Consider the following 23208-nt stretch of genomic DNA (forward strand, 5'->3'; position numbering starts at 1 on the left):
GGAAATCATCATATATCATCTGAAAACGGGAGGCTTCTTTTCGATGAAAAATACGAAACCGATCTATACGATAGGGCATCGCAATCCGGACACGGATTCCATCTGCTCCGCAATCGGCTATGCGCATCTGAAGCAGGCGATGGGCGAGAATGTTGTGCCGGCGCGTGCGGGAAAGGTCAACGAGGAGACGAAATTTGCTCTGAACCACTTCCATGTGGAACAGCCGCTTCTCATCACCGATCTCTATCCGCGCGTGAAGGATATCACGCTCGACTGCAAGACTGTCGTCAAGGAAACGGACAGCTTGCGTCATCTCGGTGAAATCATGCGTGAAAACGATCTGAAGTCGGTTCCCGTCGTCGATAAGGACGAGCGGCTCATTGGCATCGTGACCGTCAGCGACCTCGCGCAGCGCTATTTCAAGGAACTCAGCATGCAGAATCTCGCCGACGCGGGCGTCTCCTTCCGCGATGTGATCCGCGTCATTGACGGTGAGGTCATCGTCAACGGCGATGAGGGCGGCAAGATTCGCGGCAATGTGCGCATCGCGGCGGGCAGCATCAGCATGATTCAGGATGTCGTCAAGGAGCACGACGTCGTCCTCATCGGTGACCGCAGGGACGAGACTCTGATTGACTGCCTGAAGCAGGGAATCGACTGCATGATCGTCACGGGCAACGGCAGGGTGTCGCCGAGCGTCATCGAGGAAGCCGAGGAGCGCCACATGCTCATCATCAACACGCCCTATGACACCTATACTTGTGCGCGGCTCATCAACCAGTGCGTCCCCGTCAAGCGCATCATGCAGGACGAAATCGTCGCCTTCAAGCCGCTCGACCTCCTGAGCGACATCAAGGGAACGATGGAGCAGTACAGCTACCGCAATTATCCCGTCGTGGAAAATGGCAAGCTCGTCGGGCTCGTGAGCAAGGACATGCTCATGGTACCGGAGCGCGAGCGCGTCATCTTGGTTGATCACAATGAGCGCGGACAGGCAGTCGAGGGCATCGAGGAGGCGAAGATTCTTGAGATCATCGATCACCACCGTCTCGGCGGCATCCAGACGAGCGAGCCGATTTTCACGCGTCAAGAGCCTGTGGGCTGCACGGCGACGATCGTGGCGAACATGCACTGGCACAGAGATGTTGACATCCCGCCGTCGATCGCAGGTCTGCTCCTCTCGGCGATTCTTTCCGATACGGTGCTCTTCAAGTCGCCGACTTGCACGCCATACGACAAGAAGACGGCGGAACGTCTGGCGGAGATTGCCGGCGTCGATATCATGGAATATGGCATGGCAATGCTCAAGGCGGGATCGGGCATCGGCAACATGTCGCCCTTGGAAATCACCAAGAACGATATGAAGGAATTCCAGATTGGCGATTACCGCATCATCGTCAGCCAGATTTCCGTCATGGACACGAAGGAAGTCATGGATATCGAGGCGGAAATTGTCAAGAGCATGGCGGACGTCTGCAAGAAGGAAGGCTACGACATGAGCCTCGTCATGGTCACGGACATCATCGCCGAAGGGACGTATCTGCTCTACACGGGATCGCCCAAGACGTTGATCGGCGAGGCGTTCCACAAGGATGCCAGCGGCACGCACATCTATCTGCCCGGCGTCATGTCGCGCAAGAAGCAGATCATCCCGCCCCTTTCGGAAGCCGTCAAATTGATCAAAAAGCAGTGAGAGCTGTAAAAGGCAGGAACGGCTGCTGCAGTATATCTGCGGCAGCCGTTTCCTTTGCTGCAATCAAACATGTATGCTGCTGATGTTTGCGAGGTTGATACAGTGGATATTTTTCAGGGCTTGAATCCCATGCAGCGGGAAGCTGTCGCGCATATCGACGGCCCGCTGCTCATCATGGCGGGCGCCGGTTCGGGAAAGACGAAGGTGCTCACCTGTCGCATCGCCAATCTCTTGGCACACGGCGTGCCGCCCTACAGCATCTTGGCAATCACGTTCACGAACAAGGCGGCGGCAGAGATGCGCGAGCGCGTCGATCGCATGATCGGCGGCTTGGGCAAGGATGTCTGGCTCAGCACATTTCATTCGTTCTGCGCACGCTTTCTGCGGCGTGAGATTGAAGCGGGCGAAGTCTACAAGAAAAATTTCGTCATCTACGATACGTCAGACTCCAAGACCGTCATCAAGGCGTGCCTCAAGGAGCTGAATCTCGATGACAAGCAATTTGCTCCCGCAAAGGTGCAGAACGCCATATCGAACGCGAAAAATCTCATGCTCGGGCCGCGCGCCTACGCGCGGCAGGCGGATACGTTCCATGCGAAGAAGATTGCGGAGCTTTTCAGCCTGTATGACAAGAAGCTGCGCGAGAACAACGCCTTGGATTTTGACGATCTCCTGCTGCTCGCCGTCGACCTTCTGGAAAATAACGACGAACTGCGTCAAAAGTATCAGCGGCGTTTCCGCTACATCCTCATCGACGAATATCAGGATACGAACGGCGCACAGTACAGGCTCACAACGCTTCTGGCAGGCGGTCATCACAATCTCTGCGTCGTCGGCGACGCAGATCAGTCCATCTACGGCTGGCGCGGCGCGGACATCAGCAACATCTTGAATTTCGAGAAGGACTTTCCCGAGGCGAAGACGATCAAACTTGAGCAGAATTATCGCTCGACGAAGAATATCTTGGCCGCAGCCAATGCCGTCATCCGAAACAATGAGAACCGCAAGCCGAAGAAGCTCTGGACGGAAAACGCTGTAGGGGAGAAGATCGCCCTTTATCAGGCGAATGACGAGCGCGACGAGGCAAGATTCGTCGTAGATACCGTGCAGAAGCAGAAGACGCTCTTTTCCGTCGATTATGGCGATATCGCCGTGCTTTACCGCACGAATGCGCAGTCGCGTGTCCTCGAAGAGGCCATGATGACGGCGGGGATTCCCTATACGATGGTCGGCGGCTTGAAGTTCTACGACCGCATGGAAATCAAGGACATCATTGCCTATCTGCACGTCCTCTACAACCCGTTTGACACCGTGAGCCTCCTGCGCATCATTAACGTGCCCAAGCGCGGCATCGGCACATCGACGATCGCCAAGCTCACGGAGTATGCCGCCATGCGTGAAGACTCCCTCTTCGATGTCCTGTCGAGTCCCGAAGCGCTCGAAGCTATGGGATTCAAGACGCGCACGAAGAATCTGCTCGAAGCCTTCGCCGCGCTTCTCTTTGACCTCATGGGCAAACTTGCCGCTATGCCGCTTTCTTCCTTTATCGAAGCCTTGCTTGACGATACGGGTTATATCAAGGATTTGGAGAAGCAGGATACGCCCGAGGCGCAGACGCGCATCGAGAACTTGCGAGAATTCGTCGGCGTGGCGCGAGAATTTGAAAAGACGGAGGAAGAGCCGACTTTGGAAAATTTCCTCAACCAGATCGCACTCGTCTCCGATGTCGATACAGCGAACATGGAGGACGACCGCGTGACGCTCATGACGCTTCATTCGGCAAAGGGCTTGGAGTTCCCCGTCGTCTTTCTCGTGGGCATGGAGGAGGGTATCTTTCCCCATGCGCGCACGCTGCTTGAGCCGAGCGAAATCGAGGAAGAACGCCGCACCTGCTATGTCGGCATCACGCGCGCTGAACGCAAGCTCTACTTGAGCTACGCGCGCTATCGGACGCTTTACGGCAAGGGGAATGTCTATCCGCCGTCGAGATTCCTCGCGGAGATTCCCGAAACGTATTTGGAAAAGGCACAGGCTTTTGGGCGGAGCGCGTTTTTAGAGTCGCGGGGCATGGGAAGGCCGCAGTCCGCCTTCGAGATTCTGCAAAGTTTGCAGCGGACGACAGCCCCTTCTGCATCGCCTTCTCCTGTACCTTCTTCCCCTCGCGAGGTGCGTCCTGCCACGTCCGCCGCAATTCGCCCGAGCATGGAAGTGGCATGGCGTGCGGGCGACAAGGCTCGTCATGGCAAATGGGGTGTCGGTACAGTCGTCTCGGTCAAGGGGGAAGGCGAAGAAGTCGAGCTGAAGATCGCCTTCCCGCAAATCGGCATCAAGGGACTCATGCAGAAGTATGCTCCCATCGAGAAAGTCTGAGGTTCGTATGGATATTCAAGAAGTCAAAAAAGAGCTTGCACAGTTGCGGCGCACGATACGTCACCACAATGTGCGCTACTACAACGATGACAATCCTGAAATCAGCGATTATGAATACGATCAGCTTATGCTGCAGCTTAAGGCGCTTGAAAGGGAATACCCCGAGCTTATCACGGAAAACTCGCCGACGCAGAAGGTCGGCGGTACGGCGAAGCGCACGGCAGGCACGCTCGTGCGCCACGACGTGCCGATGCTTTCCCTGCAGGATGTATTCTCTCGCGAGGAAATCGAAGCTTTCGTGCGCGATATAGAGGCGCGCATGGAAAATCCTGTGTTCGTCGTCGAAGAAAAGATCGACGGACTTTCGCTTGCCCTGCGCTATGAAAACGGGACGCTGAGCCGTGCCATCACGCGCGGCGACGGCATAGTGCAGGGCGAGGACGTCACGGAAAATGCCAAGGTCATCAAAGACGTCGTACAGAAACTCAAGGAGCCGCTGCCTTACTTCGAGGTGCGCGGTGAGGTCTACATGACGAAGGCGGCATTTGAGGCGGTCAATGAGAGGCGTCAGCTTATCGGACTCAAGCTCTTCGCCAACCCGCGCAACTGTGCGGCGGGCACTCTGCGCCAACTCGACAGCCGCATCACGAAGGAGAGGGGACTGTCCCTCTTCGTGTTCAATCTGCAGGCGGTGCGCGGCAAGGATTTCCAAACGCATGTCGAAGCCTACGACTTCATGAACCGGCAGGGCATCAAGGTCATTCATGCCTTTCACGTCTGCCGCACGGCAGAGGAGGTCTGGGATGCCATCGAGCAGATCGGCGCCTCGCGCGGCGATCTGCCCTACGACATCGACGGCGCTGTCGTCAAACTCAATGATTTTTCGCAAAGGGAGAGCCTTGGCGCTACTTCCAAGGCGCCGCGCTGGGCGATTGCCTATAAATACCCGCCCGAGGAAAAGGAAAGCGTCGTGCGCAGCATCACGCTTTCCGTCGGCCGGACGGGGCGCATCACGCCGACGGCGACGTTCGATCCCATCCGCCTTTGCGGTACGACGGTCGAGCGCGCGACGCTGCACAATCAAGATTTCATCGACGATCTCGATGTGCGCGTAGGCGATACCGTCGTCGTCTACAAGTCGGGGGAGATCATTCCGAAGATCAAGGCGGTCGTAAAGGAGAAACGCCCCGAGGGAACGGAGCCGTTCAAGATCGGCGATCGCTGCCCCGTCTGCGGCGCAAAGGCCGAGAGAGAGGCGGATTCCGCCGACGTCAAGTGCATCAATCAAGCATGTCCGGCGCAGGTGGAGAGCCACATCCTGAATTTTGTGAGCCGCGACGCCATGGACATCAAGGGCTTGGGCGAAAAGAACATCGCCGCCTTGATTGAAAAAGGGTTCCTTCACACGATCGTCGACATCTTCCGCTTGAAGGAGCATCGGGAGGAGCTGATTTCCCAAGGCGTTGTCGGCAAGGAAAAAAACACGGATAAGCTGCTTGCAGCCATCGAAGAGGCAAAGAAGAACGAACCGCAGCGTCTTTTGACGGGACTCGGTATCCCCGGCATCGGCAAGGCGGCAGCTGCCGCTCTCATGCAGCATTTCAAGACCTTGGAGGCTTTGGAAAATGCATCCGATGAAGCGATTCTCGCGGTGCGTGATATGGGCGAAACGAGCGTCGCTGCCATCCGCTCGTATTTCCAAAACGAAGGCAATGCAAAGATTTGCCGCGAACTGCAGCAGCTCGGTGTCGCAACGGCAGTACAAGAGCGTGCAGCACAGGGCGACGAACTGGCCGATATGAGCTTCGTCGTCACGGGCACGCTGCGTCATTTCGGGCGCAGGGAAATCACGGAGTTGATCGAGCAGCACGGCGGACGCGTGACAAGTTCTGTGTCCAAGAAGACGGACTGCCTCGTCGCGGGAGAAAATGCCGGCAGCAAGCTGCAGAAGGCGGAGCAGCTGGGGATTCGAATCTTGACGGAGGAAGAATTCCTTCAGCTGATTGGCCGGAAGTAAGACTGTGCCTTAATAAACAAAACAGCTATTTACTTCCGATAATTTATACTTATCGGAAGTAAATAAAACTCTTAGAAAAGATGGGAGACCTATCGTGAACAATATCCCGCAACTTTATTTCAGCAAACTCATGCGAGCCGTTGTCGAGTTTCAGCTGATCGAAGACGACGATCGCATCCTGATTGGGATTTCAGGCGGCAAGGATAGCATATTTCTTGCGTATGCGTTAGCCATCCTGCAGAAACGTATGAAGAAGAATTTTTCTCTTTGCGCCTTGACGATCGATCCGCAATTCACGGAAGATTTTCCTGTTGCGCGCATCGCTTCATTTTGCGAGGAGATCTCCATTCCCTTTGAAGCCGTTTCGGTGAATATAGCTGGCACCATCGAGGAGACGCCGGAGAAAAATCCTTGTTTTACCTGCGCATTTTTTCGGCGCGGCGCAATCAATCGTTATGCGCAGGAGCATGGGTGCAACAAGGTGGCTTATGCGCATCACAACGATGATGCGGTGGAAACATTGCTCATGGGAATCTTGTATTCGGGACAAATTCATACATTTACGCCCAAAACGTATCTTGATCGCTCCGGCATCACGGTCATTCGTCCACTCGTCTATTTCCGTGAATCAGAAATTCGTGATGCGATTGCTGTTCACGGCTTCAGCCCTATCCCCTCTCCATGTCCGCTCGATGGAACAACGATGCGCCAGGAGGTCAAAGAGCTGATTTCTTCATGGGAGAAAAAGGATCCGCAAATCTACCATCATTTAGCTGCTTCCATGCGCGAAAATGCCGTCGGAGAATTGTGGCCGCGCATGCAGACGCGAGATGAAATGTTGGAAACATACCGCACATACAAGAAAAATCCTGTACCTGAAAAATGAGTACAGGTCGAAAAATCTCGCGGTCAGAGCAACCCCATCATGCGATGAGCCTGTGGGATGACGCGGACATTTGCCAGATGTTCGGCGGCTTCCTCTTGCAGATGCAGAAGTTTTTTTGCCGTTGGTGCATGCACGCTGCCAAATGGCGTTGCGGGCTGTATTACGAAGAGGATCTGGGGTGCGATGTGCGCGACGAGATGCACCGCCTCTTGAAACTCCTCTTCTTCCGTATTTTCTGCGACAACGATCTTTACATAGGTGTCATGATTGTGCAGTAGCCGCAGAAAGCGACGATGCTCTTCCCATAGAGACTTTCCCGTGACGCTAGGCAATTTGATATCCATGCTGATGTAGGAAGTTATGTCGAGAATGCTTGCCATCTCTTCATAGAGCGTGCCGTTCGTTTCGAGGAAGAACGGCACATTTACCTCAGAAGCAAGCGCACGGATGAAGGTAGCATGAAGAAGCGGCTCCCCGCCTGTCAGACTGATGGAATGATGACGTACCGGCACTACGAAGGCGCGGATTCTTGCCGCAACTTCCTGAACGGACAATGGATTGGGCAATTCTTCATACTCGCCGCATCCCGGAATCGCTTCCACGCGACAGGAAGCGGCAGGCTGAAATGCAGTATCGCAGAAGCTGCATTTGATATTGCAGCCCGCAAAGCGCAAAAATACTTGCCGGGCACCGATGTACTTTCCTTCTCCCTGTATGGAGGAAAATATTTCGAGGATGTTCTCTTCCATACGTTCAGTCCTCGGTGTATGTCGCGCAAGCGCGTGGCGATTCCCAGACACAGACGGCAGCAAGATGCACGGAGTCGTTGCAAAATATTTCACGTTGCTTTAGCTCTTGGTAGATATATCGAGCGATATTCTCTGCCGTTGGATTGATTTCTGAAAAAGGTTCGAGCTCATTCAAGAAGCGGTGATCGAGTGAATTGACGACTTCTTGGAGCATTGCTTTCGCCGCCTTGAAGTCTATGAGCATCCCCAATTCATCCAATCTGCTGCCGGAAATCTTCAGTTCTACCTTCCAGTTATGTCCGTGCAGGCGGTCACATTTTCCTGGATAATTCACGATGCGGTGTGCCGCTTCAAATTCTTCTTCGACCTTGATTTCAAACATAAAAATCGCTCCTTGGAAAACAGGCTGCCGCAGAGATTGCGGCAGCCTGTCAATGCTTATTGATTGGATACATCTCGTCCCATCGTCGTATTCTTTACGTTACCGACGATGTCGTCGTAACTCATGGCTCGCGTATGTTGCGTATGACTCCATTCATGTTCGTTTCTATGGATGAAACCGAGGAAGATGATGGGTACCCACGAATAGATGAATACGGGGTAAAGCAGCATGTAGAACCAAGCCTTCCATTTGACTTGAATCTTGAGAAGGATGATCATGGGCAAGATGTATTGACCGAGCATGATCGCCGTCATGAGCTGGGAAGGAATGATATTGTAGATGTTCGTGTAGAACGGCGGAAATGCTGATTGTATGTAGCTGATAACGATGAAGAAGGTGGAGATCATCAAGAAGTGTGGCTGCAGGAGGTAGAGACAACCATCCAAGATGCGTATGTCACGACGCTTGATCCCCTCTCGCAGCATCTTCGGAATGTAGCGATGCGCCACGTCGAATTGTCCTTGTGCCCAACGTTTGCGCTGTCGCCATGACTGCATGAATGTCAGTGGCTTTTCATCGTACACAATGGCATCGTGCGCCCATGTCGTCTTGATTCCTTCCGCCAAGGATTTCATCGTAAATTCCATGTCTTCCGTCAGGCATGTGGCACGCCAACCGTAGCGTTCAAGGACGTCCGTCGTAATGCACATGCCCGTACCGCCGAGCACAGCGGAAAGCCCGATGTTCGTCTTTGCCAAATGGCTGATATGGTCGATGACCCAGAAAGCGATGGCGAATGTCCCCGCCACCCATGTATCGTAAGGATTTTTGGCATCAAGGTATCCTTGAATGATGCGATCGCCCTTGCAAAGTCGGTTGTTCATTTCCATAAGGAAGCGTGGGTGCACGAGATTGTCCGCATCAAAAACGACGACGGCATCGTATTTCTTTTCCATCTTGAAGAGGCGCTCGAACATCCATTCCATGGCGAAGCCCTTGCTCTTTTTCGTCGGATGCGTCCTTTCACAGACGATGCTGCCGTAACCGCGTGCAATTTCTGCCGTGTTGTCGTCGCAGTTGTCGGCGATGACAAAGACATCGTAAAGTGTCTTTGGATAATCCAACGATTGTAGATTTTGCAGCAGCTGCCCTATGACAGCACTTTCGTTGTGCGCGGCGATAATGACGGCGAAGGTTTTTTTCGGCGTCAGGATCTTGTTTTCCTTTCTGCGCCACATGCCACAGAAACCGATGAAAAAGTAGTACAGTGTGAACAAGAGTATGATGACCTGCAAAGGAACCATCACGATGTCAAACACATGATTCATAAAAGTCTTTCCCCTTTATTTCGCGACAAATGATGTCTTATTTCCGAAAAAGCAGCGACAAGCTGAAATTGAAAAGACCAAAGACAGAGTATGTGCTGAAAACGGCAAAGAGAACAGCACTCACGATTGCTTCGCGTCCGAGGAAAAGGATCGCGGCAAAAAAGAGTACGGCGAAGATTTTTGAGGCAAGAAAGATCTTTTCTCCCTTCCCCTTGAAGTCCGGATAGTGCACCTCACTGATCATCAGGTAGGCGACAACGATCATCACGAGAGGAAATGCAGGCTCAAGGGATGACGTCTCCATGCCAATGGAACGGAAAAACCAGATGGCCGTTGCAACGAGACAGCCTCCCGCTGGAATTGCAAGCCCCATGAAGAAACCGTGCACGACAGCGACATTCACATTAAAACGAGCCAAGCGCCAAGCGCCGCAAAGGGCGAAGGCGATGGCAACCGCCCAGCCAAAGTAATCGAGATCCTTGAGACAGTAGGTATAGGCGAGAAAAGCTGGCGCGACGCCGAAAGAAACGAGGTCACACAGAGAGTCCATCTCCTTGCCAATCTCACTGCTCACGCCGAAGAAGCGTGCCGCCCTTCCATCCAAGCCGTCGGCGACAAGTGCGAGCAGGATGAATACGGTGCTCCAAGTATAATTGGCGTTGTATGTGGAAAGAATCGAGCAAAACCCTAGTACCAGATTGGCTGAAGTCAATATATTGGGAATCAAGCTTTTATACATGTCTCACTGAGCCTCCCGATCACGGTTTCGCCGCCGACCACTTTGTCGCCTTTCTTTACAAAAATCTCCACTTCCTCGGGCACGACAAGTTCCGTGCACGAACCGAAGCGGATCAATCCGTACAGTTCGCCTTTTTCCAGTACATCGTCCAGCGTGACCCAAGAAACGATACGTCGTGCCAAGATACCGGCAATCTGCGTGACCGTTACGCGCAGACGCGGATTTTCTATGCCGATCATATGGCGTTCATTTTCAAACCCCACGGAATCTTTGTAAGCTGGTTTGAATCGGCCGCAAACATATTTTTGAATCTTGATTTCGCCCTCGATGGGACTGCGGTTCACATGAACGTCAAATACGGAGAGGAAAATGACGACCTTTTTACACCGCTGCTTGAGAAAATCATCGTCATCAAGCGAGACGACCTCCTGTACGGTTCCATCTGCCGGTGAAACGATGGCAAGAGGATCTGAGGGAATCTCCCTCTTCGGATTGCGGAAAAAGTAAGCAAAGTAAAAAGCAAGAACGACAAGCGGTATTGCAAGATACGGATGCACTGCCAATCCGAGAATCCCTCCGAGAACGAGGGCACTGAGGATGAAGACATATCCCTCGCGAACAACCGGGAATATCGACATAGGCATTACCTCCATACAATATCTATGCAACACAAGAATCTGCAGATACTCAGCATCTCTGCAGATTCAGCATATCAGAAAACTTCTTTTACTAATTATAGACGAGCGCCCTTTCTTTGTCCACTCTTTTTGTATGCCATGACCTTGAATACGAAGCGCGGCAATGCCATGAGCCGCCCCGCTCTCTTCGGCTGCATAGCCCCGCGAAAGAGCCATTCGAGCTTCGCTTTCTGCATCCAGTGCGGCGCACGCTTCATGACGCCCGCCATAACGTCGAAAGTTCCGCCGACGCCCATGGATACAGGAACGGCAAGTTCCTGCAAATGTGCGGCAAGCCACTTCTCCTGCTTCGGAACGCCCAATGCGACGAGCAGTATGTCAGGCTTCGCCTCCTGAATCTCACGCAGAATTTCAGGCTCGTCATCTGAGGAGAAAAAGCCGTTCCGAACACCGACAATTTCAATGCCCGGATAGAGTTTTTCCGCTTTCGTCTTTGCCTTTTCTGCAACGCCCGGAGCAGCGCCGAAGAAAAACAGACGATACCCCTTCTGAGGAGCTTTGCGCATGAGTTCTTGGGCAAGATCGTAGCCTGCGACACGTTCCGGCATGAGATGCCCGAGATGGCGTGCAGCCCAAACCGTCCCCGCACCGTCGGGTACGACGAGAGCAGCATCGTTCAAGATGTTTTTTAACTCGCAATCATACGTTGCCCGCATGAGCATTTCTGCATTCGCCGTAGCGATGAGGACGGAATTTCTTTCTTCGATAAAGGTTTGAATCCGTTTGACTGCCTCGCCCATCGTCAGTGAATCGACATGTACGCCTAAAATATCAACCTTTTTTTTCGACATACGGCATACCTCCCACATGAACGGGCATATCCCAAAAATGCTGCGCCTGTTCGATGTCGCGATGAATTTGTGCCACCAGCGCGTCTACATCGGGAAATTTCTTTTCGTCACGGAGTTTTCCCAAGAAGTCCACGCAGATTTTCTGGCCATAAAGATTGCCGTTAAATTGCATAAGGTGAACTTCCAAACGACGCTCCACTTCTTCAAAGGTAGGATTTGAGCCGATATTGGCGACGCCCGGATAAACAGCATCGTTGAAATGCACGCGGACAGCATAGACGCCGTTCGGCAAAAGCGCATAAGAATCATCCAAAGCAATATTGGCAGTCGGGAAGCCAAGCTTGCGTCCGCGCTGCTCTCCGTACGTAACAATGCCTGTATAGTCAAGCGGCCACTTTAAATATTGATTGACGAGATCAAGATTTCCCTCTGCAATCAAGGAGCGGATCCGAGTGCTGCTCACCATCTTCCCATCACGCAGCACGGAATTTCCAATACGGGATACGAAGCCAAATTCTTCCCCCCGCTGCTGTAAGAATGCAGAATCACCTGTTCCTTGGAAGCCGAAGGTGTAATTCGCACCTACGACGACATAAGCAGGGGAAAAATTCTCCTGCAGCAGTTTGAGGAAACCTGTAGCTGATATAGCTGCGAAATTCTTCGTAAAAGGAACATTCATGAGGATGTCCACGCCGAGCTTTTCTATGATTGCTTCCTTTGACTCTGTATTGCGAATCATCTTTGGAGCGCGCTCGGGGAAAATGACAGAGAGCGGATGTTCCTGGAAAGTAAACGCCATACTGACGCCATGGATGTCAGCTGCAAGTTCCCTCGCTCTTTGCAATATGCTTTGATGTCCGATATGGACGCCGTCAAAAGTTCCCAGTGCAATGACGATTCCTTGGTAGGAATCGGATAGATGTTTGATTTTTGAAAATCGCAGCATGGATCAAACTCCCTGTAATCAAAACGCCTTCAATCCGACATCTCTCGGAAGACCTTGATCGGATAAAGCTCTCGCTTGGCCGCCTCATAGCGTCCCATGCCAAGGAAGCGGTTTCTTCCATAGACACGCAGGATGCTTTCCTCGGCGTCGAAATCTATGTTGCCCGTCGAGAGTCCGTTGACGAAAGCCGTGATGCGATGTTCCGGCATGTCGAAGCGCGGCAGATGCTCGACGGCCTTCTCCGCGGGAAGGAGCGCAGCTTCACCTGAGCGTGCAAGCTCTTCCAAGGAAAAGGCGTCATGTAGATGAAAATTGCCGACGCGCGTGCGCAGCAGAAATCCCATCGTGGCGGGAATCTTTAGGCTCTCGCCAAAATCACGGCAAAAACTGCGCACGTAGGTGCCCTTCGAGCAGTCCATATCGAGAACGATGCGTGAATCATGGAATGCAATAAGGCGCAAAGCACGAATCGTCACTTGTCGCAAGGGCATCTCTACAGTCTGATTTTCGCGTGCGAGCTGATATGCCCTCTTCCCTTGCAGTTTAATTGCTGAATAAACGGGGGGACGCTGTTGGATGACGCCGAGAAAATCTTGCAAAGAGGCAAGCAGTTCCTCTCGTTTCGGCAAGGTGAAGTCTTCCACGCACTCGATGATCTTGCCGCTGTCATCGCCCGTGTCTGTAGAAAAGCCAAGCAGCAACTCCAGCCGGTAAGATTTATCGGTTGAGGACATGTACTCGACAAGCCGCGCAGCATTGCCAAGAGCGACGGGCAGGACGCCTGCGGCGCCCGGATCAAGGGTTCCCGCATGCCCCACACGCTTCGTATGGAAGATTTTGCGAACCTGTCCCACAACATCATGCGAGGACATGCCCGGAGGCTTCAGCACATTGAGAAAGCCCGCTGCCATCACGTTTCCATCGCTTTCTCAAGCGCTTCGAGAATTGTCCTTTTCGCTTCGATAAAATTCATTTTGAGCGTACAGCCAGCCGCTCTCTCGTGGCCGCCGCCAGAAAAGGCCGCAGCTACCTTGCTGACGTTCGTTTTTTTGGAACGCATGCTGATGCGGAAAACACCGTCCTCTTTCCACTTCAAGAGAACGGAAACATCCGTGCCCTCGATGACGCGCAAAGAGTCGATCAAGCCTTCTGTGGAATCAAGCGACTCAGCTGCAGCACGATCGAGAAAGATGCCTGCAAGTTTGCCGCCGAAAAGAAGCTCCGCCCCTTCGAGCGCCTTTGCCATGCTGATTACGCGCACAAACGGCTTCGCTTCAACGGCTTCCGATATGATGCCCGGTTCTGCACCGCGTTCCAAAAGGTCGGCTGCTGCACGCATGGTGAAGGGCGTCGTATTGGGAAAGCGGAAAAATCCCGTATCCGTTGCCAGTCCCGTATAGACTGCCATAGCGATGTCCTTCGTGATTTTTGCATCCATTTCCTGCAGCAACTGATAGATGATTTCTGCCGTTGCCGCGCTGTCCGCGTCGAGATAGACCGCCGGACAAGCAAGAGCATTCGTGACATGATGATCGATATTGAGGATCCGCGTCGGCAAAAAGGCCTCCATCACATCGCCTATGCGATCAATGCTCGTATCGAGAATGAGCAGCAGGTCGATTGGCTCTTTTTCGCCAGTTTCAGCAACTGTCGGCTTTTCGATGATATCACAGGCATTGAGAAAGGCGAAATTCCTCGGGATATCGTCATCGATGACGACGCGCACCTGCTTTCCCAGATCGCGCAAATAGTGCATGACCCCCAAGGACGATCCGATGGCGTCTCCATCGGGATTGACATGCGCCGTAATGACGATGTTCTGCGCTTCCTGAAGCAATGTGCCGGCTTCTTTTAATGAAATCCGCATAGTTCTCACTCTTCCGTCTTGTCGTTCCTGTTCAATCCTATCAACAGTTCTTGAATATGCGAGCTGTAGGCAAGAGAATCGTCGAGCGCAAAGGAAATCTCCGGCGTAAAGCGCAGTCGTATGCGTTTGCCGATTTCTCGCCGAATGAATCCCAAGGAGCTTTTGAGTCCCTGCAAGGTATCTTTCAAGGCCTCATCTTTTCCCATGATGCTCACAAAAATCTTCGCTTCTCGAAGGTCTCCAGTCATCTCCACTTTCGTCACAGTGACAAAGCCAATGCGCGGATCTTTCAACTCCTGCAGGATAATCTGACTGATTTCCTGCTTCATCAGTTCCTGCACCTTTTCTATGCGAAGCTGGCTCAATTCTTCTCACATCCTTCAAGCATCGTTTTCAGCGGGGGAATCCTTCTTCGTCTGCTCCTGTTGATCGCGTCTCTTTGCAGCTTCTTTGTTCGCTTCCGTGATGGATGTCTCAATCTCTTCCATCGTATACGCCTCGATGATATCGCCTTCCTGGAAATCGCGGTAATCCTTGATTGTAATGCCGCATTCGTAGCCGGCCGCAACTTCTTTCACATCATCTTTAAAGCGGCGCAAAGAATCGAGCTCGCCGTCAAACGCTACGATGTTGTCGCGAAGGATGCGGATCTTCGAGGAATTCGTGATCTTTCCTTCGAGGACATAGGAGCCTGCAACGAGCGCCTTGGAGAATTTCATGACCTGGCGGATTTCCACCTTGCCCTGCACGACTTCCTTATACTTCGGTGCGAGCATGCCAGACATGGCGTCCTTGACATCGTTCAACGCATCGTAAATGACGCGATATGTACGGATATCGATGCTTTCCGCATCCGCCACACGACGGGCGTTGGCGTCAGGACGCACGTTGAATGCGATGATGAGCGCGTTGGAGGCAGTAGCGAGCATGACATCGGACTCATTGACGGCGCCGACGCCGGAATGCACGATATTGACGCGCACTTCGTCGTTCTTATTGAGTGAGAGCAAGGAGTTTGCCAATGCTTCCACAGAACCCTGCACATCGGCCTTGATGACGATGTTGAGATCCTTGATGTTGCCGTCCTGAATCTGCTGGAAGAGGTCATCCAAAGAGACTTTCTTGCTTCGGATGAGCTCGGTGCGCTTCTTTTCGATGCGCTTGCTTGCAATGGAGCGTGCGAGCTTCTCGTCAAGTGATGCGAGCACGTCTCCCGCTTCAGGAACATCGGAAAGACCGAGTACTTCTACGGGGACGGACGGCCCCGCTTTCTTCACGTTCTCCCCGCGATCATTGATCATCGCACGCACCTTGCCGAAGGTCGTGCCGGCGATAATGGAATCGCCGATCCGTAGCGTACCGTTCTGCACGAGGACGGTCGCTACCGGACCGCGACCCTTGTCAAGCTGCGCTTCAATGATGACGCCGCGCGCATCACGATTCGGATTTGCCTTGAGTTCCTTGACCTCAGCGACAAGGAGAACCATTTCAAGAAGATCGTTTATGCCTTGTTTCTGCTTTGCGGAAACAGGCACCATGATGGTATCGCCGCCCCAGTCCTCAGGAATGAGCTCGTGCTCGGACAGCTCCTGCTTCACATGCTCGGGATTCGCTCCGGGCTTGTCGATCTTGTTGATCGCGACGATGATGGGCACGCCCGCCGACTTGGCATGGTTAATGGCCTCGACGGTCTGCGGCATGACGCCGTCGTCTGCGGCGACGACGAGGATCGCGATGTCCGTAACCTGTGCGCCGCGCGCGCGCATGGCAGTGAACGCCTCATGGCCAGGCGTATCAAGGAAGACAATCTTCTTCCCTTGACACATGACCTGATATGCACCAATATGCTGTGTGATGCCGCCCGCCTCGTGCGTCGAAACGGATGTCTTGCGAATGGCATCGAGGAGCGACGTCTTGCCGTGATCGACATGTCCCATGACGGTTACGACCGGCGGACGAACGACGAGCGACTTGGGATCATCCTCGATCTCAGGAATCTCCGTTGGATCCGTCTCAGGCGGCAATTCCTCACAGGTGACGCCGAATTCGATGGCAACGAGCGCCGCTGTCTCATAGTCGATTTCCTGGTTGATCGTCGCCATGATGCCCATGAGCATGAGCTTCTTGATGACTTCGGTCGCCGTATAGCTCATCTTGCTCGCAAGATCCTTGACGGCAATGCTCTCGCCAACCTTGATGTGCGTCGGATGGGCGATCTCCACTTTGGGAGCTTGCTGCTTCTGGCGTTGGTTGTTGCGGCCGCGATTGTTCTTATTGCCAAACTTGCCGCGATTGTTGACACCGCCGCGATTATTCCAACCACCCGCATTATTCGCATTGCCAGCACCTGCGGCATTGCCGCTGCGATTTCGATTGCTGCCCTGTGCGTTGTTGTTGCGCTGGTTGGTATTGCCGCCGCGCTTGTCCTGCGGAGGTCGCTTCGTTGCGTTGGAGCCGTTTGAGGAGGCCGCTCCCTGTCCGCGTTTCTGCTGAGGTGCACCGCCTTGACGCGGGCGGTTCGTCGCTGCAGCAGAAGCAGAGCCGTTGCTGCTACGATTCTGTTTGCGGTCATTCGCGTTCTTTTGTGGTTGACCTTGGGCTTGCTGTCTCGGCTTATTTTGAGACGCTTTTCTTGCTGCATCCGTCACAGGCGCCTTCGGTGCGTCAGAGACGGTCTTCTTCGGTGCAAAAGCGCGTGCAACTACCGCCCGCTCCTCTTCGCCAACGCTGCTCATATGGTTTGCCACACGGAATTTATTGCGCGTCAAAATATCAAGGACAACTTTGCTTTCCGTATGGAACTCTTTTGCCAATTCATAAACTCTATACTTCGACATCGATCCACCCCCGCTGATATCAGCTTTCTTTAGACGCCACTTCATCTTGGAAAATTTCTTTTCTCAGCGTCTCGTATATGGCGACTTCCATCTTGCTCTTGAAAGCCCGCTCAAAGCCATGCTCCTTTTCTGCACGGCGGAAACATTCTTCGTTTCGGCAAATATATGCTCCCCGTCCAGGGCTTTTGCCTGTCATATCTACGGAATATACATTTTCCGGGCTTCGGACGACACGAATCATATCCTTTTTCGGATGAACCGTACGACAGCCCAAGCACATGCGTTCCGGAATATTTTTCTGGCCTTTCATGTCAGTCGCCCTCAGCCGTAAAGGATTCCTCGCCTGTAACCTCGATGACGCTCATGGACTCATCGAGCGTCTCTGCCGCCGCCTGCTCTTCATTTTTGATATCGATTTTCCAGCCTGTCAGTTTGGCCGCCAAGCGGACGTTCTGTCCTTCCTTGCCGATGGCAAGAGAAAGCTGATAGTCGGGCACCACGACACGCGACTCCTTCGCCTCTTCATTGATTGCCACGGAAATGACTTTTGCAGGGCTCAAGGCGTTCGCGATGAACTTTGCAGGCTCGGGATTCCACTTGACAATATCAATTTTTTCATTTCTCAGCTCATCGACGATCGCCTGCACGCGCATCCCTTTATGACCGACGCTCGAGCCTACGGGATCGACATTCTCGTCCTTGGAATAGACGGCGATTTTTGAGCGCATGCCAGGCTCGCGCGCCACGGACTTGATTTCCACGACACCTTCTTGAATCTCGGGAACTTCAAGCTCGAAAAGCCTCTTCAAAAGCCCTGGATGCGTTCTCGATACGAGAACCCGCGGCCCTTTGACCGTCTTGCAGACCTCGATGATATATGCCTTGATGCGATCGCCGTGGTGGTACTCTTCCCCCGGGATCTGCTCTGTCGCTGTGAGGACAGCTTCCGTTTTGCCGAGGTCGATGAATACATTCTTTGCTTCTACGCGCTGCACACGACCCGTGACGATATCGCCGTCACGATTGGAAAATTCCTCATAGACGATGCCGCGTTCCGCTTCGCGGATATGCTGCACGACGACCTGCTTCGCCGTCTGTGCGGCAATGCGCCCGAACGTTGCAGGAGTCACCTCCAGTTCGATCTTGTCATCAACCTCATAATTGGGATTGACGGCGCGCGCATCTGCAAGAGAAATCTGTCGGGCGTCGTCCTCAACCTCTTCAACGACAGTTTTCGTTGCATAAACGTGGTATTTTCCTGTCATGCGATCCAAGGCGACGCGCACTTGTTCGGCAGTCTTGAAGTCTTTCAGGTAAGCAGAACTCAAAGCCGCTTCGATTGCGGCGAAAAGCACCTCTGCTTCCAAGCCCCGCTCCTTTCCCAAGGCATGTACGGCTTCCAAAAAATCCCCGTCGTTATCCTTCTTCTTTACCTTCTCTTTCCTGCTGGCCAAAGCTCTTCCTCCCAATGCTTAAAAATCTATGTGCAGACGCACCTGTGCTATTTTTTCCAAAGGCAATTCTTTTTCCCCATCCAACACGATGGCATTCTTTCCCGGGTCGTATCCTGTAAGCGTTCCTACCCACGTCTTTTTGCCGTCGACAGGCGCATAGAATGTCACATCTACCGCTTTCCCCTGCTCGCGTTCAAAGTCGCGCGCTTTTTTCAAGACGCGGTCGAGCCCTGGAGACGATACTTCGAGGATATATGCCTCCGTCAGCAAATCTTTTTCATCAAGAATCTGCTCAAGCGTTTCGCTGACCCTCTGACAGTCGTCAATCTCAATGCCGCCTTCTTTATCAAGGTAGACGCGCAAATACCAGTCGCGCTCCTTGACATACTCGACATCGACAACTTCCAAGTTGGAATCCTGAACGATCTCTTGTACGATAGCCTCAACGGCCTCTTCTATGTGTTTTGCCACAAAAGCCCTCCTCTTTTGCCGCGCATATTGCAGCCCGCTGTGTTAAACGGGCTCTTGTGCATAAGATTAAAGAGTGGGCAAACGCCCACTCTTCATACAAACGACTTAAATTGACTCTCATCATTGTACCATCAATCGAAAGAAATGTAAACAGTGAAATCTATGCAAACCGGATTTACGCTTCCCCCAAGATGCGAACTTCGGGGAACAGCTTGACGTGGTGCTTTTCAAACACACGGTCTTGTACTTGCCGGATAAGCTCCAACACATCTTTCGCCGTGGCGTCCCCCGCATTCACGACGAATCCTGCATGTTTATCAGAAACCTGCGCTCCGCCGACAGTGAAGCCCTTGAGTCCTGTTTGTTCAATCAAAGTTCCCGCATAGTGTCCTTCAGGGCGCTTGAATGTGCTGCCGGCACTTGGCATCTCCAATGGCTGCTTGCTTTCCCTGCGTTCGGTGAAACCGGCGATCTTTTCTTTGATTTCCTCTGCATTGCCTGACGCAAGAGTCAGGTCAACCTCGCAGATTGCACAGCCGTTCTCTTGAAATATGCTGTGACGATAGCCGAAATCCAATTCATTTGCCGCAAACTGCACGATCTCCCCCTTTGGAGAAATCGCGCGAACCGCAGAAACGATGTTCTTCATTTCTCCGTCGTAAGCCCCGGCATTCATAAATACGGCTCCACCTATGCTTCCTGGTATACCACAGGCAAATTCCATGCCGGAAAGACTGTTTTCAGCCGCAAATTCCGATACATCACGAAGAAGCGCACCTGCCCCTGCTGTGAGTGTATTATTCTTCTTCCGAATGGCAGAAATCGGAGAATTAAACTTGATGACGACTCCGCGAATCCCCTTGTCCAATACGAGCACGTTTGAGCCATTGCCAAGGATCACAAAGGGAATATCATGTCTTTTCAAACATTGGAAAACGAACGCCACATCTTCCATGGATGCAGGCAAGATCAAACAGTCCGCCGGCCCGCCGATCCGAAATGTCGTATGCTCCTTCATCGGTTCATTTAAGAGGATATGCTCCGGTGCCATTCGACTGCGAATCTCGTCAACAAATTTCTGATTGCTTTGCAAATCCATTCAGCCCCATCTCAAAAACGTTTTTTCACCACTGCAAGCAAAAGTTTTCCCATCATGTTTTCCTCAATTTTCATGCCAATGTCCGGAAGATTCGAGCCCTGGAAAACCAATCTGACGCATGGCTTCATAGGCCACGATGGCAGCGGCACTCGAAAGGTTCAAGGAACGCGCTCCAAGGCGCATGGGAATGCGTATGCAGTCCTCCCAGTGCTCTTCAAGCAAAGCTTCAGGAATCCCCGCTGTTTCTTTGCCGAAAACGAGGAAGTCATCTTCGGTATAAGATACAGCATCGTAAGATCGAGGCGCCTTTTTTGAGCAGTAATAAAATTGTCGGCCTGCAAAAAGACGCAGAACCTCGGAGAAATTTTCGTGATAATGCACCTTCACCAAGTGCCAATAGTCGAGTCCCGCACGCTTCAGATACTTGTCCTCGACCGAAAATCCCAAAGGTTTGACGAGATGCAGTTCTATACCGCTGACAGCACAGAGACGCGCGATATTTCCCGTATTGCCGGGGATCTCCGGCTCAATCAAAACGATATGCAAGAATGCCTCCCGTGCTTATTGCAGAACAGCGCCCGTGCTCGCCGATGTCGTGAGTTTGGCGTAGCGAGCGAGGTAGCCTGTCTTAATCTTCGGTTCCGGCTTCTTCCATGCTGCCTTGCGCCGCGCAAGTTCGTCATCACTGACATCCAAGCGCAGCGAGCGATTGGGAATGTCAATCGAGATGATGTCACCGTCTTCAATGAGCGCGATGGGACCTCCCGCCATGGCTTCGGGTGAGATATGCCCGATGCAGGCTCCCTGACTCGCCCCGCTGAAACGTCCGTCCGTGATGAGCGCCACCTTCAGCCCCATGCCTGTGATGACGGCCGTCGGATTCAGCATCTCCTGCATGCCGGGGCCTCCCTTCGGGCCTTCGTAGCGTATGACGACGACATCACCGTCATGAATCTCACCCGCCATGATGGCGTTGACGCCGGCCTCTTCCGAGGAAAAACATTTCGCCGTTCCCTTATAGACGAGCATATCTTCAGCCACAGCTGACGCTTTGACAACAGCGTAGTCCGGTGCCAGATTTCCCTGCAAAATCGCAAGGCCTCCCTGCTTGCGGTAAGGGTCATCGACCGTGCGGATGACATCGGGACGCACGATTTTCGCATCCTTGATGCGCTCTGCTACCGTGCCCGTGACGGTCAAAGCGTCGAGATGAATGAGTCCCTTGCGCGAAAGCTCCTTCATGACGGCGGGCAAGCCGCCCGCCTCATTGAGATCCTGCATGTGATGCTTCCCTGCTGGACTGAGCTTCGTCAGATACGGCGTGCGGCGGCTGATTTCGTCGAAGAGCGGCGCTGGAAGCTCTATACCGGCCTCATGGGCAATGGCAGTCAGGTGAAGCACGGTGTTCGAAGAGCCTCCCACGCCCATATCCACCGTGATGGCATTTTCAAAGGCCTCGCGCGTCATGATGTCACGCGGCTTCACATCGTTTTTGATGAGTTCCATGATGACGGCGCCGGCACGTTTCGCCAAGAGTCTGCGCGCTCCCGTATAAGCCGCGGGAATCGTGCCATTGCCCGGCAGCCCCATGCCGAGAACTTCCGTCAAACTGTTCATCGTGTTTGCCGTAAAAAGTCCGGCACAGGAACCGCAGCTCGGACATGCCTGCTCTTCAAGCTCTTCCATGACGCTTTCGTCAATGAGTCCTGCGGCAAATTTGCCCGCCGCTTCAAAAGACTGGCTGACACTGACATCCTGTCCGTGGAAGCGTCCCGCGAGCATCGGTCCGCCGCTGACGACGATCGCCGGAATATTCAAGCGTGCCGCCGCCATCAACATGCCGGGCACGACTTTGTCGCAGTTTGGAATGAGCACGAGTCCGTCAAAGCCCGATGCCATTGCCACGGACTCGATGGAGTCGGCGATAAGTTCGCGGCTGGCGAGCGAATACTTCATTCCCGTATGCCCCATGGCAATGCCGTCGCAAACACCGATGGCAGGAAACTCCAACGGCGTACCGCCAGCGGCAGCCACACCGAGCTTCGCCGCCGCAGCAATCTCGCGCAAGTGGATATGCCCAGGAATCACCTCATTAAATGAGTTGCAAATGCCAATCAGCGGCTTCTGCAAATCCTCAGGACCATAGCCCATCGCATGGAACAAGGATCGATGCGCACAGCGCGTCGCCCCTTTTTTTACAACATCACTTCTCATAAGTATCCCGCCTATCTATAAAAAACACAATTTTTCACGAAACATACCCTAGATTTTATCGCAATTTGCCTTTACATTCAAGAAGTTTATCGAGACTTAGAACTCAATTCCTTTTTGCGCACGTATGCCCTTTTGAAACGGATGCTTTATGAGTCTCATTTCCGTCACGAGATCGGCGCAGTCTATGATGGCCGGCAAGGCGTGCCTCCCCGTCAATACAAGATGAAGCTCTGTGGGTTTTTGCGATAAAAGTTCCAATACCTCCTGCTCCTCAAGCAAACCGAAGTTCAAGGCATAATTGATTTCATCGAGGATGATCATGTCCCATTGCCCGCTCGTCATTTCCGTTAAGGCTTCCTGCAGTGCCGTCCGCGCTTTTTCCCTGTGTACCGCCATTTCTTCTGAAGAAGCGTTCCTTGTAAATCCTATGCCCGTCGGACGGATTTCTATGCGTCCGTCAATTTCGGCAAGAGCCTTGAGCGCGGAAAGTTCGCCATACTTCCAGCTTCCCTTGATAAATTGCAAAATCAGAATGCGAAAGCCATCCCCCCAAGCGCGCACAGCAAGACCGATTGCCGCCGTCGTCTTCCCTTTTCCCTCACCCGTGTGCACGAGAACAAGTCCTTTTCTTTTCATCACAGATCTCCTTTAACGCATAAGTTTTTTC

General features: G+C 52.9%; 22 protein-coding genes. 4 read left to right on the forward strand and 18 right to left on the reverse strand.

From position 1 onward, the window contains the following. Nucleotides 1-43: 43 nt before the first annotated feature. The 4 genes from SELSP_RS05760 (at nt 44) to SELSP_RS05775 (ending at nt 6966) form a co-directional block, all read left to right on the forward strand. Nucleotides 44-1693, forward strand: a complete 1650-nt coding sequence (locus SELSP_RS05760) for a putative manganese-dependent inorganic diphosphatase (RefSeq protein ID WP_013740791.1) — start codon at nt 44-46, stop codon at nt 1691-1693. Between the two features lie 102 nt (nt 1694-1795). Further along, nucleotides 1796-4063, forward strand: coding sequence for a DNA helicase PcrA (gene pcrA, locus SELSP_RS05765; protein WP_013740792.1), 2268 nt, complete (start codon nt 1796-1798; stop codon nt 4061-4063). Nucleotides 4064-4070: 7 nt separating this feature from the next. Continuing rightward, nucleotides 4071-6080 (forward strand): NAD-dependent DNA ligase LigA, encoded by a 2010-nt coding sequence (ligA, locus tag SELSP_RS05770; protein WP_006192374.1) that lies wholly within the window; start codon nt 4071-4073, stop codon nt 6078-6080. A gap of 94 nt (nt 6081-6174) precedes the next feature. Further along, nucleotides 6175-6966, forward strand: a complete 792-nt coding sequence (locus SELSP_RS05775) for a tRNA 2-thiocytidine biosynthesis TtcA family protein (RefSeq protein ID WP_006192373.1) — start codon at nt 6175-6177, stop codon at nt 6964-6966. 23 nt (nt 6967-6989) lie between these two features. Here SELSP_RS05775 and SELSP_RS05780 read toward each other — a convergent pair whose 3' ends face one another. From SELSP_RS05780 to cobO, 18 genes are all read right to left on the reverse strand, one after another. Beyond that, nucleotides 6990-7715 carry a 7-carboxy-7-deazaguanine synthase QueE gene (locus SELSP_RS05780; RefSeq protein WP_006192372.1) on the reverse strand — a complete coding sequence of 242 codons (726 nt, stop codon included), beginning with the start codon at nt 7713-7715 and terminating at the stop codon, nt 6990-6992. Between the two features lie 4 nt (nt 7716-7719). Next, nucleotides 7720-8097, reverse strand: a complete 378-nt coding sequence (gene queD / locus SELSP_RS05785) for a 6-carboxytetrahydropterin synthase QueD (protein ID WP_006192371.1) — start codon at nt 8095-8097, stop codon at nt 7720-7722. Nucleotides 8098-8153: 56 nt separating this feature from the next. Further along, entirely contained in the window at nt 8154-9425 is a 1272-nt protein-coding gene (locus SELSP_RS05790; RefSeq protein ID WP_006192370.1) for a glycosyltransferase family 2 protein, read from the reverse strand. Between the two features lie 37 nt (nt 9426-9462). After that, nucleotides 9463-10164 carry a CDP-diacylglycerol--serine O-phosphatidyltransferase gene (gene pssA / locus SELSP_RS05795; RefSeq protein WP_006192369.1) on the reverse strand — a complete coding sequence of 234 codons (702 nt, stop codon included), beginning with the start codon at nt 10162-10164 and terminating at the stop codon, nt 9463-9465. Beyond that, nucleotides 10149-10802, reverse strand: coding sequence for a phosphatidylserine decarboxylase family protein (locus SELSP_RS05800; protein ID WP_009645926.1), 654 nt, complete (start codon nt 10800-10802; stop codon nt 10149-10151). The genes pssA and SELSP_RS05800 overlap by 16 nt, the downstream gene beginning before the upstream one ends. 95 nt (nt 10803-10897) lie before the next feature. Beyond that, nucleotides 10898-11653 (reverse strand): WecB/TagA/CpsF family glycosyltransferase, encoded by a 756-nt coding sequence (locus SELSP_RS05805; protein ID WP_006192367.1) that lies wholly within the window; start codon nt 11651-11653, stop codon nt 10898-10900. Next, a complete protein-coding gene (locus SELSP_RS05810) occupies nt 11634-12599 on the reverse strand; it encodes a bifunctional riboflavin kinase/FAD synthetase (protein ID WP_006192366.1) in 966 nt (321 codons plus the stop codon). The genes SELSP_RS05805 and SELSP_RS05810 overlap by 20 nt, the downstream gene beginning before the upstream one ends. Before the next feature lie 29 nt (nt 12600-12628). Next, a complete protein-coding gene (gene truB / locus SELSP_RS05815; RefSeq protein WP_006192365.1) occupies nt 12629-13510 on the reverse strand; it encodes a tRNA pseudouridine(55) synthase TruB in 882 nt (293 codons plus the stop codon). Continuing rightward, nucleotides 13510-14466 carry a DHH family phosphoesterase gene (locus SELSP_RS05820; protein WP_006192364.1) on the reverse strand — a complete coding sequence of 319 codons (957 nt, stop codon included), beginning with the start codon at nt 14464-14466 and terminating at the stop codon, nt 13510-13512. Before SELSP_RS05820 ends, truB begins: the two co-directional genes overlap by 1 nt. Before the next feature lie 5 nt (nt 14467-14471). Next, nucleotides 14472-14831 (reverse strand): 30S ribosome-binding factor RbfA, encoded by a 360-nt coding sequence (gene rbfA, locus SELSP_RS05825; RefSeq protein WP_006192363.1) that lies wholly within the window; start codon nt 14829-14831, stop codon nt 14472-14474. A gap of 15 nt (nt 14832-14846) precedes the next feature. After that, nucleotides 14847-17303, reverse strand: coding sequence for a translation initiation factor IF-2 (gene infB, locus SELSP_RS05830; RefSeq protein WP_013740793.1), 2457 nt, complete (start codon nt 17301-17303; stop codon nt 14847-14849). 19 nt (nt 17304-17322) lie between these two features. Beyond that, a complete protein-coding gene (gene rnpM, locus SELSP_RS05835; protein ID WP_006192361.1) occupies nt 17323-17613 on the reverse strand; it encodes an RNase P modulator RnpM in 291 nt (96 codons plus the stop codon). 1 nt (nt 17614) lies between these two features. After that, nucleotides 17615-18757: a transcription termination factor NusA gene (gene nusA / locus SELSP_RS05840; RefSeq protein WP_006192360.1), complete on the reverse strand. Its 1143-nt coding sequence runs from the start codon at nt 18755-18757 to the stop codon at nt 17615-17617. An 18-nt stretch (nt 18758-18775) separates the two neighbouring features. Next, a complete protein-coding gene (locus SELSP_RS05845) occupies nt 18776-19228 on the reverse strand; it encodes a ribosome maturation factor RimP (protein WP_006192359.1) in 453 nt (150 codons plus the stop codon). A gap of 175 nt (nt 19229-19403) precedes the next feature. Further along, complete coding sequence (gene murB / locus SELSP_RS05850) at nt 19404-20327, reverse strand: UDP-N-acetylmuramate dehydrogenase (RefSeq protein ID WP_006192357.1); 924 nt, start codon at nt 20325-20327, stop codon at nt 19404-19406. Between the two features lie 63 nt (nt 20328-20390). Next, nucleotides 20391-20873 carry a tRNA (cytidine(34)-2'-O)-methyltransferase gene (locus SELSP_RS05855; RefSeq protein WP_006192356.1) on the reverse strand — a complete coding sequence of 161 codons (483 nt, stop codon included), beginning with the start codon at nt 20871-20873 and terminating at the stop codon, nt 20391-20393. Nucleotides 20874-20888: 15 nt separating this feature from the next. Further along, nucleotides 20889-22541 carry a dihydroxy-acid dehydratase gene (gene ilvD, locus SELSP_RS05860; RefSeq protein ID WP_013740794.1) on the reverse strand — a complete coding sequence of 551 codons (1653 nt, stop codon included), beginning with the start codon at nt 22539-22541 and terminating at the stop codon, nt 20889-20891. A gap of 96 nt (nt 22542-22637) precedes the next feature. Beyond that, nucleotides 22638-23177 (reverse strand): cob(I)yrinic acid a,c-diamide adenosyltransferase, encoded by a 540-nt coding sequence (cobO, locus tag SELSP_RS05865; RefSeq protein ID WP_006192354.1) that lies wholly within the window; start codon nt 23175-23177, stop codon nt 22638-22640. Between the last annotated feature and the right edge of the window lie 31 nt (nt 23178-23208).

It is taken from the genome of Selenomonas sputigena ATCC 35185 (genome assembly GCF_000208405.1).
Lineage (GTDB): Bacteria > Bacillota > Negativicutes > Selenomonadales > Selenomonadaceae > Selenomonas > Selenomonas sputigena.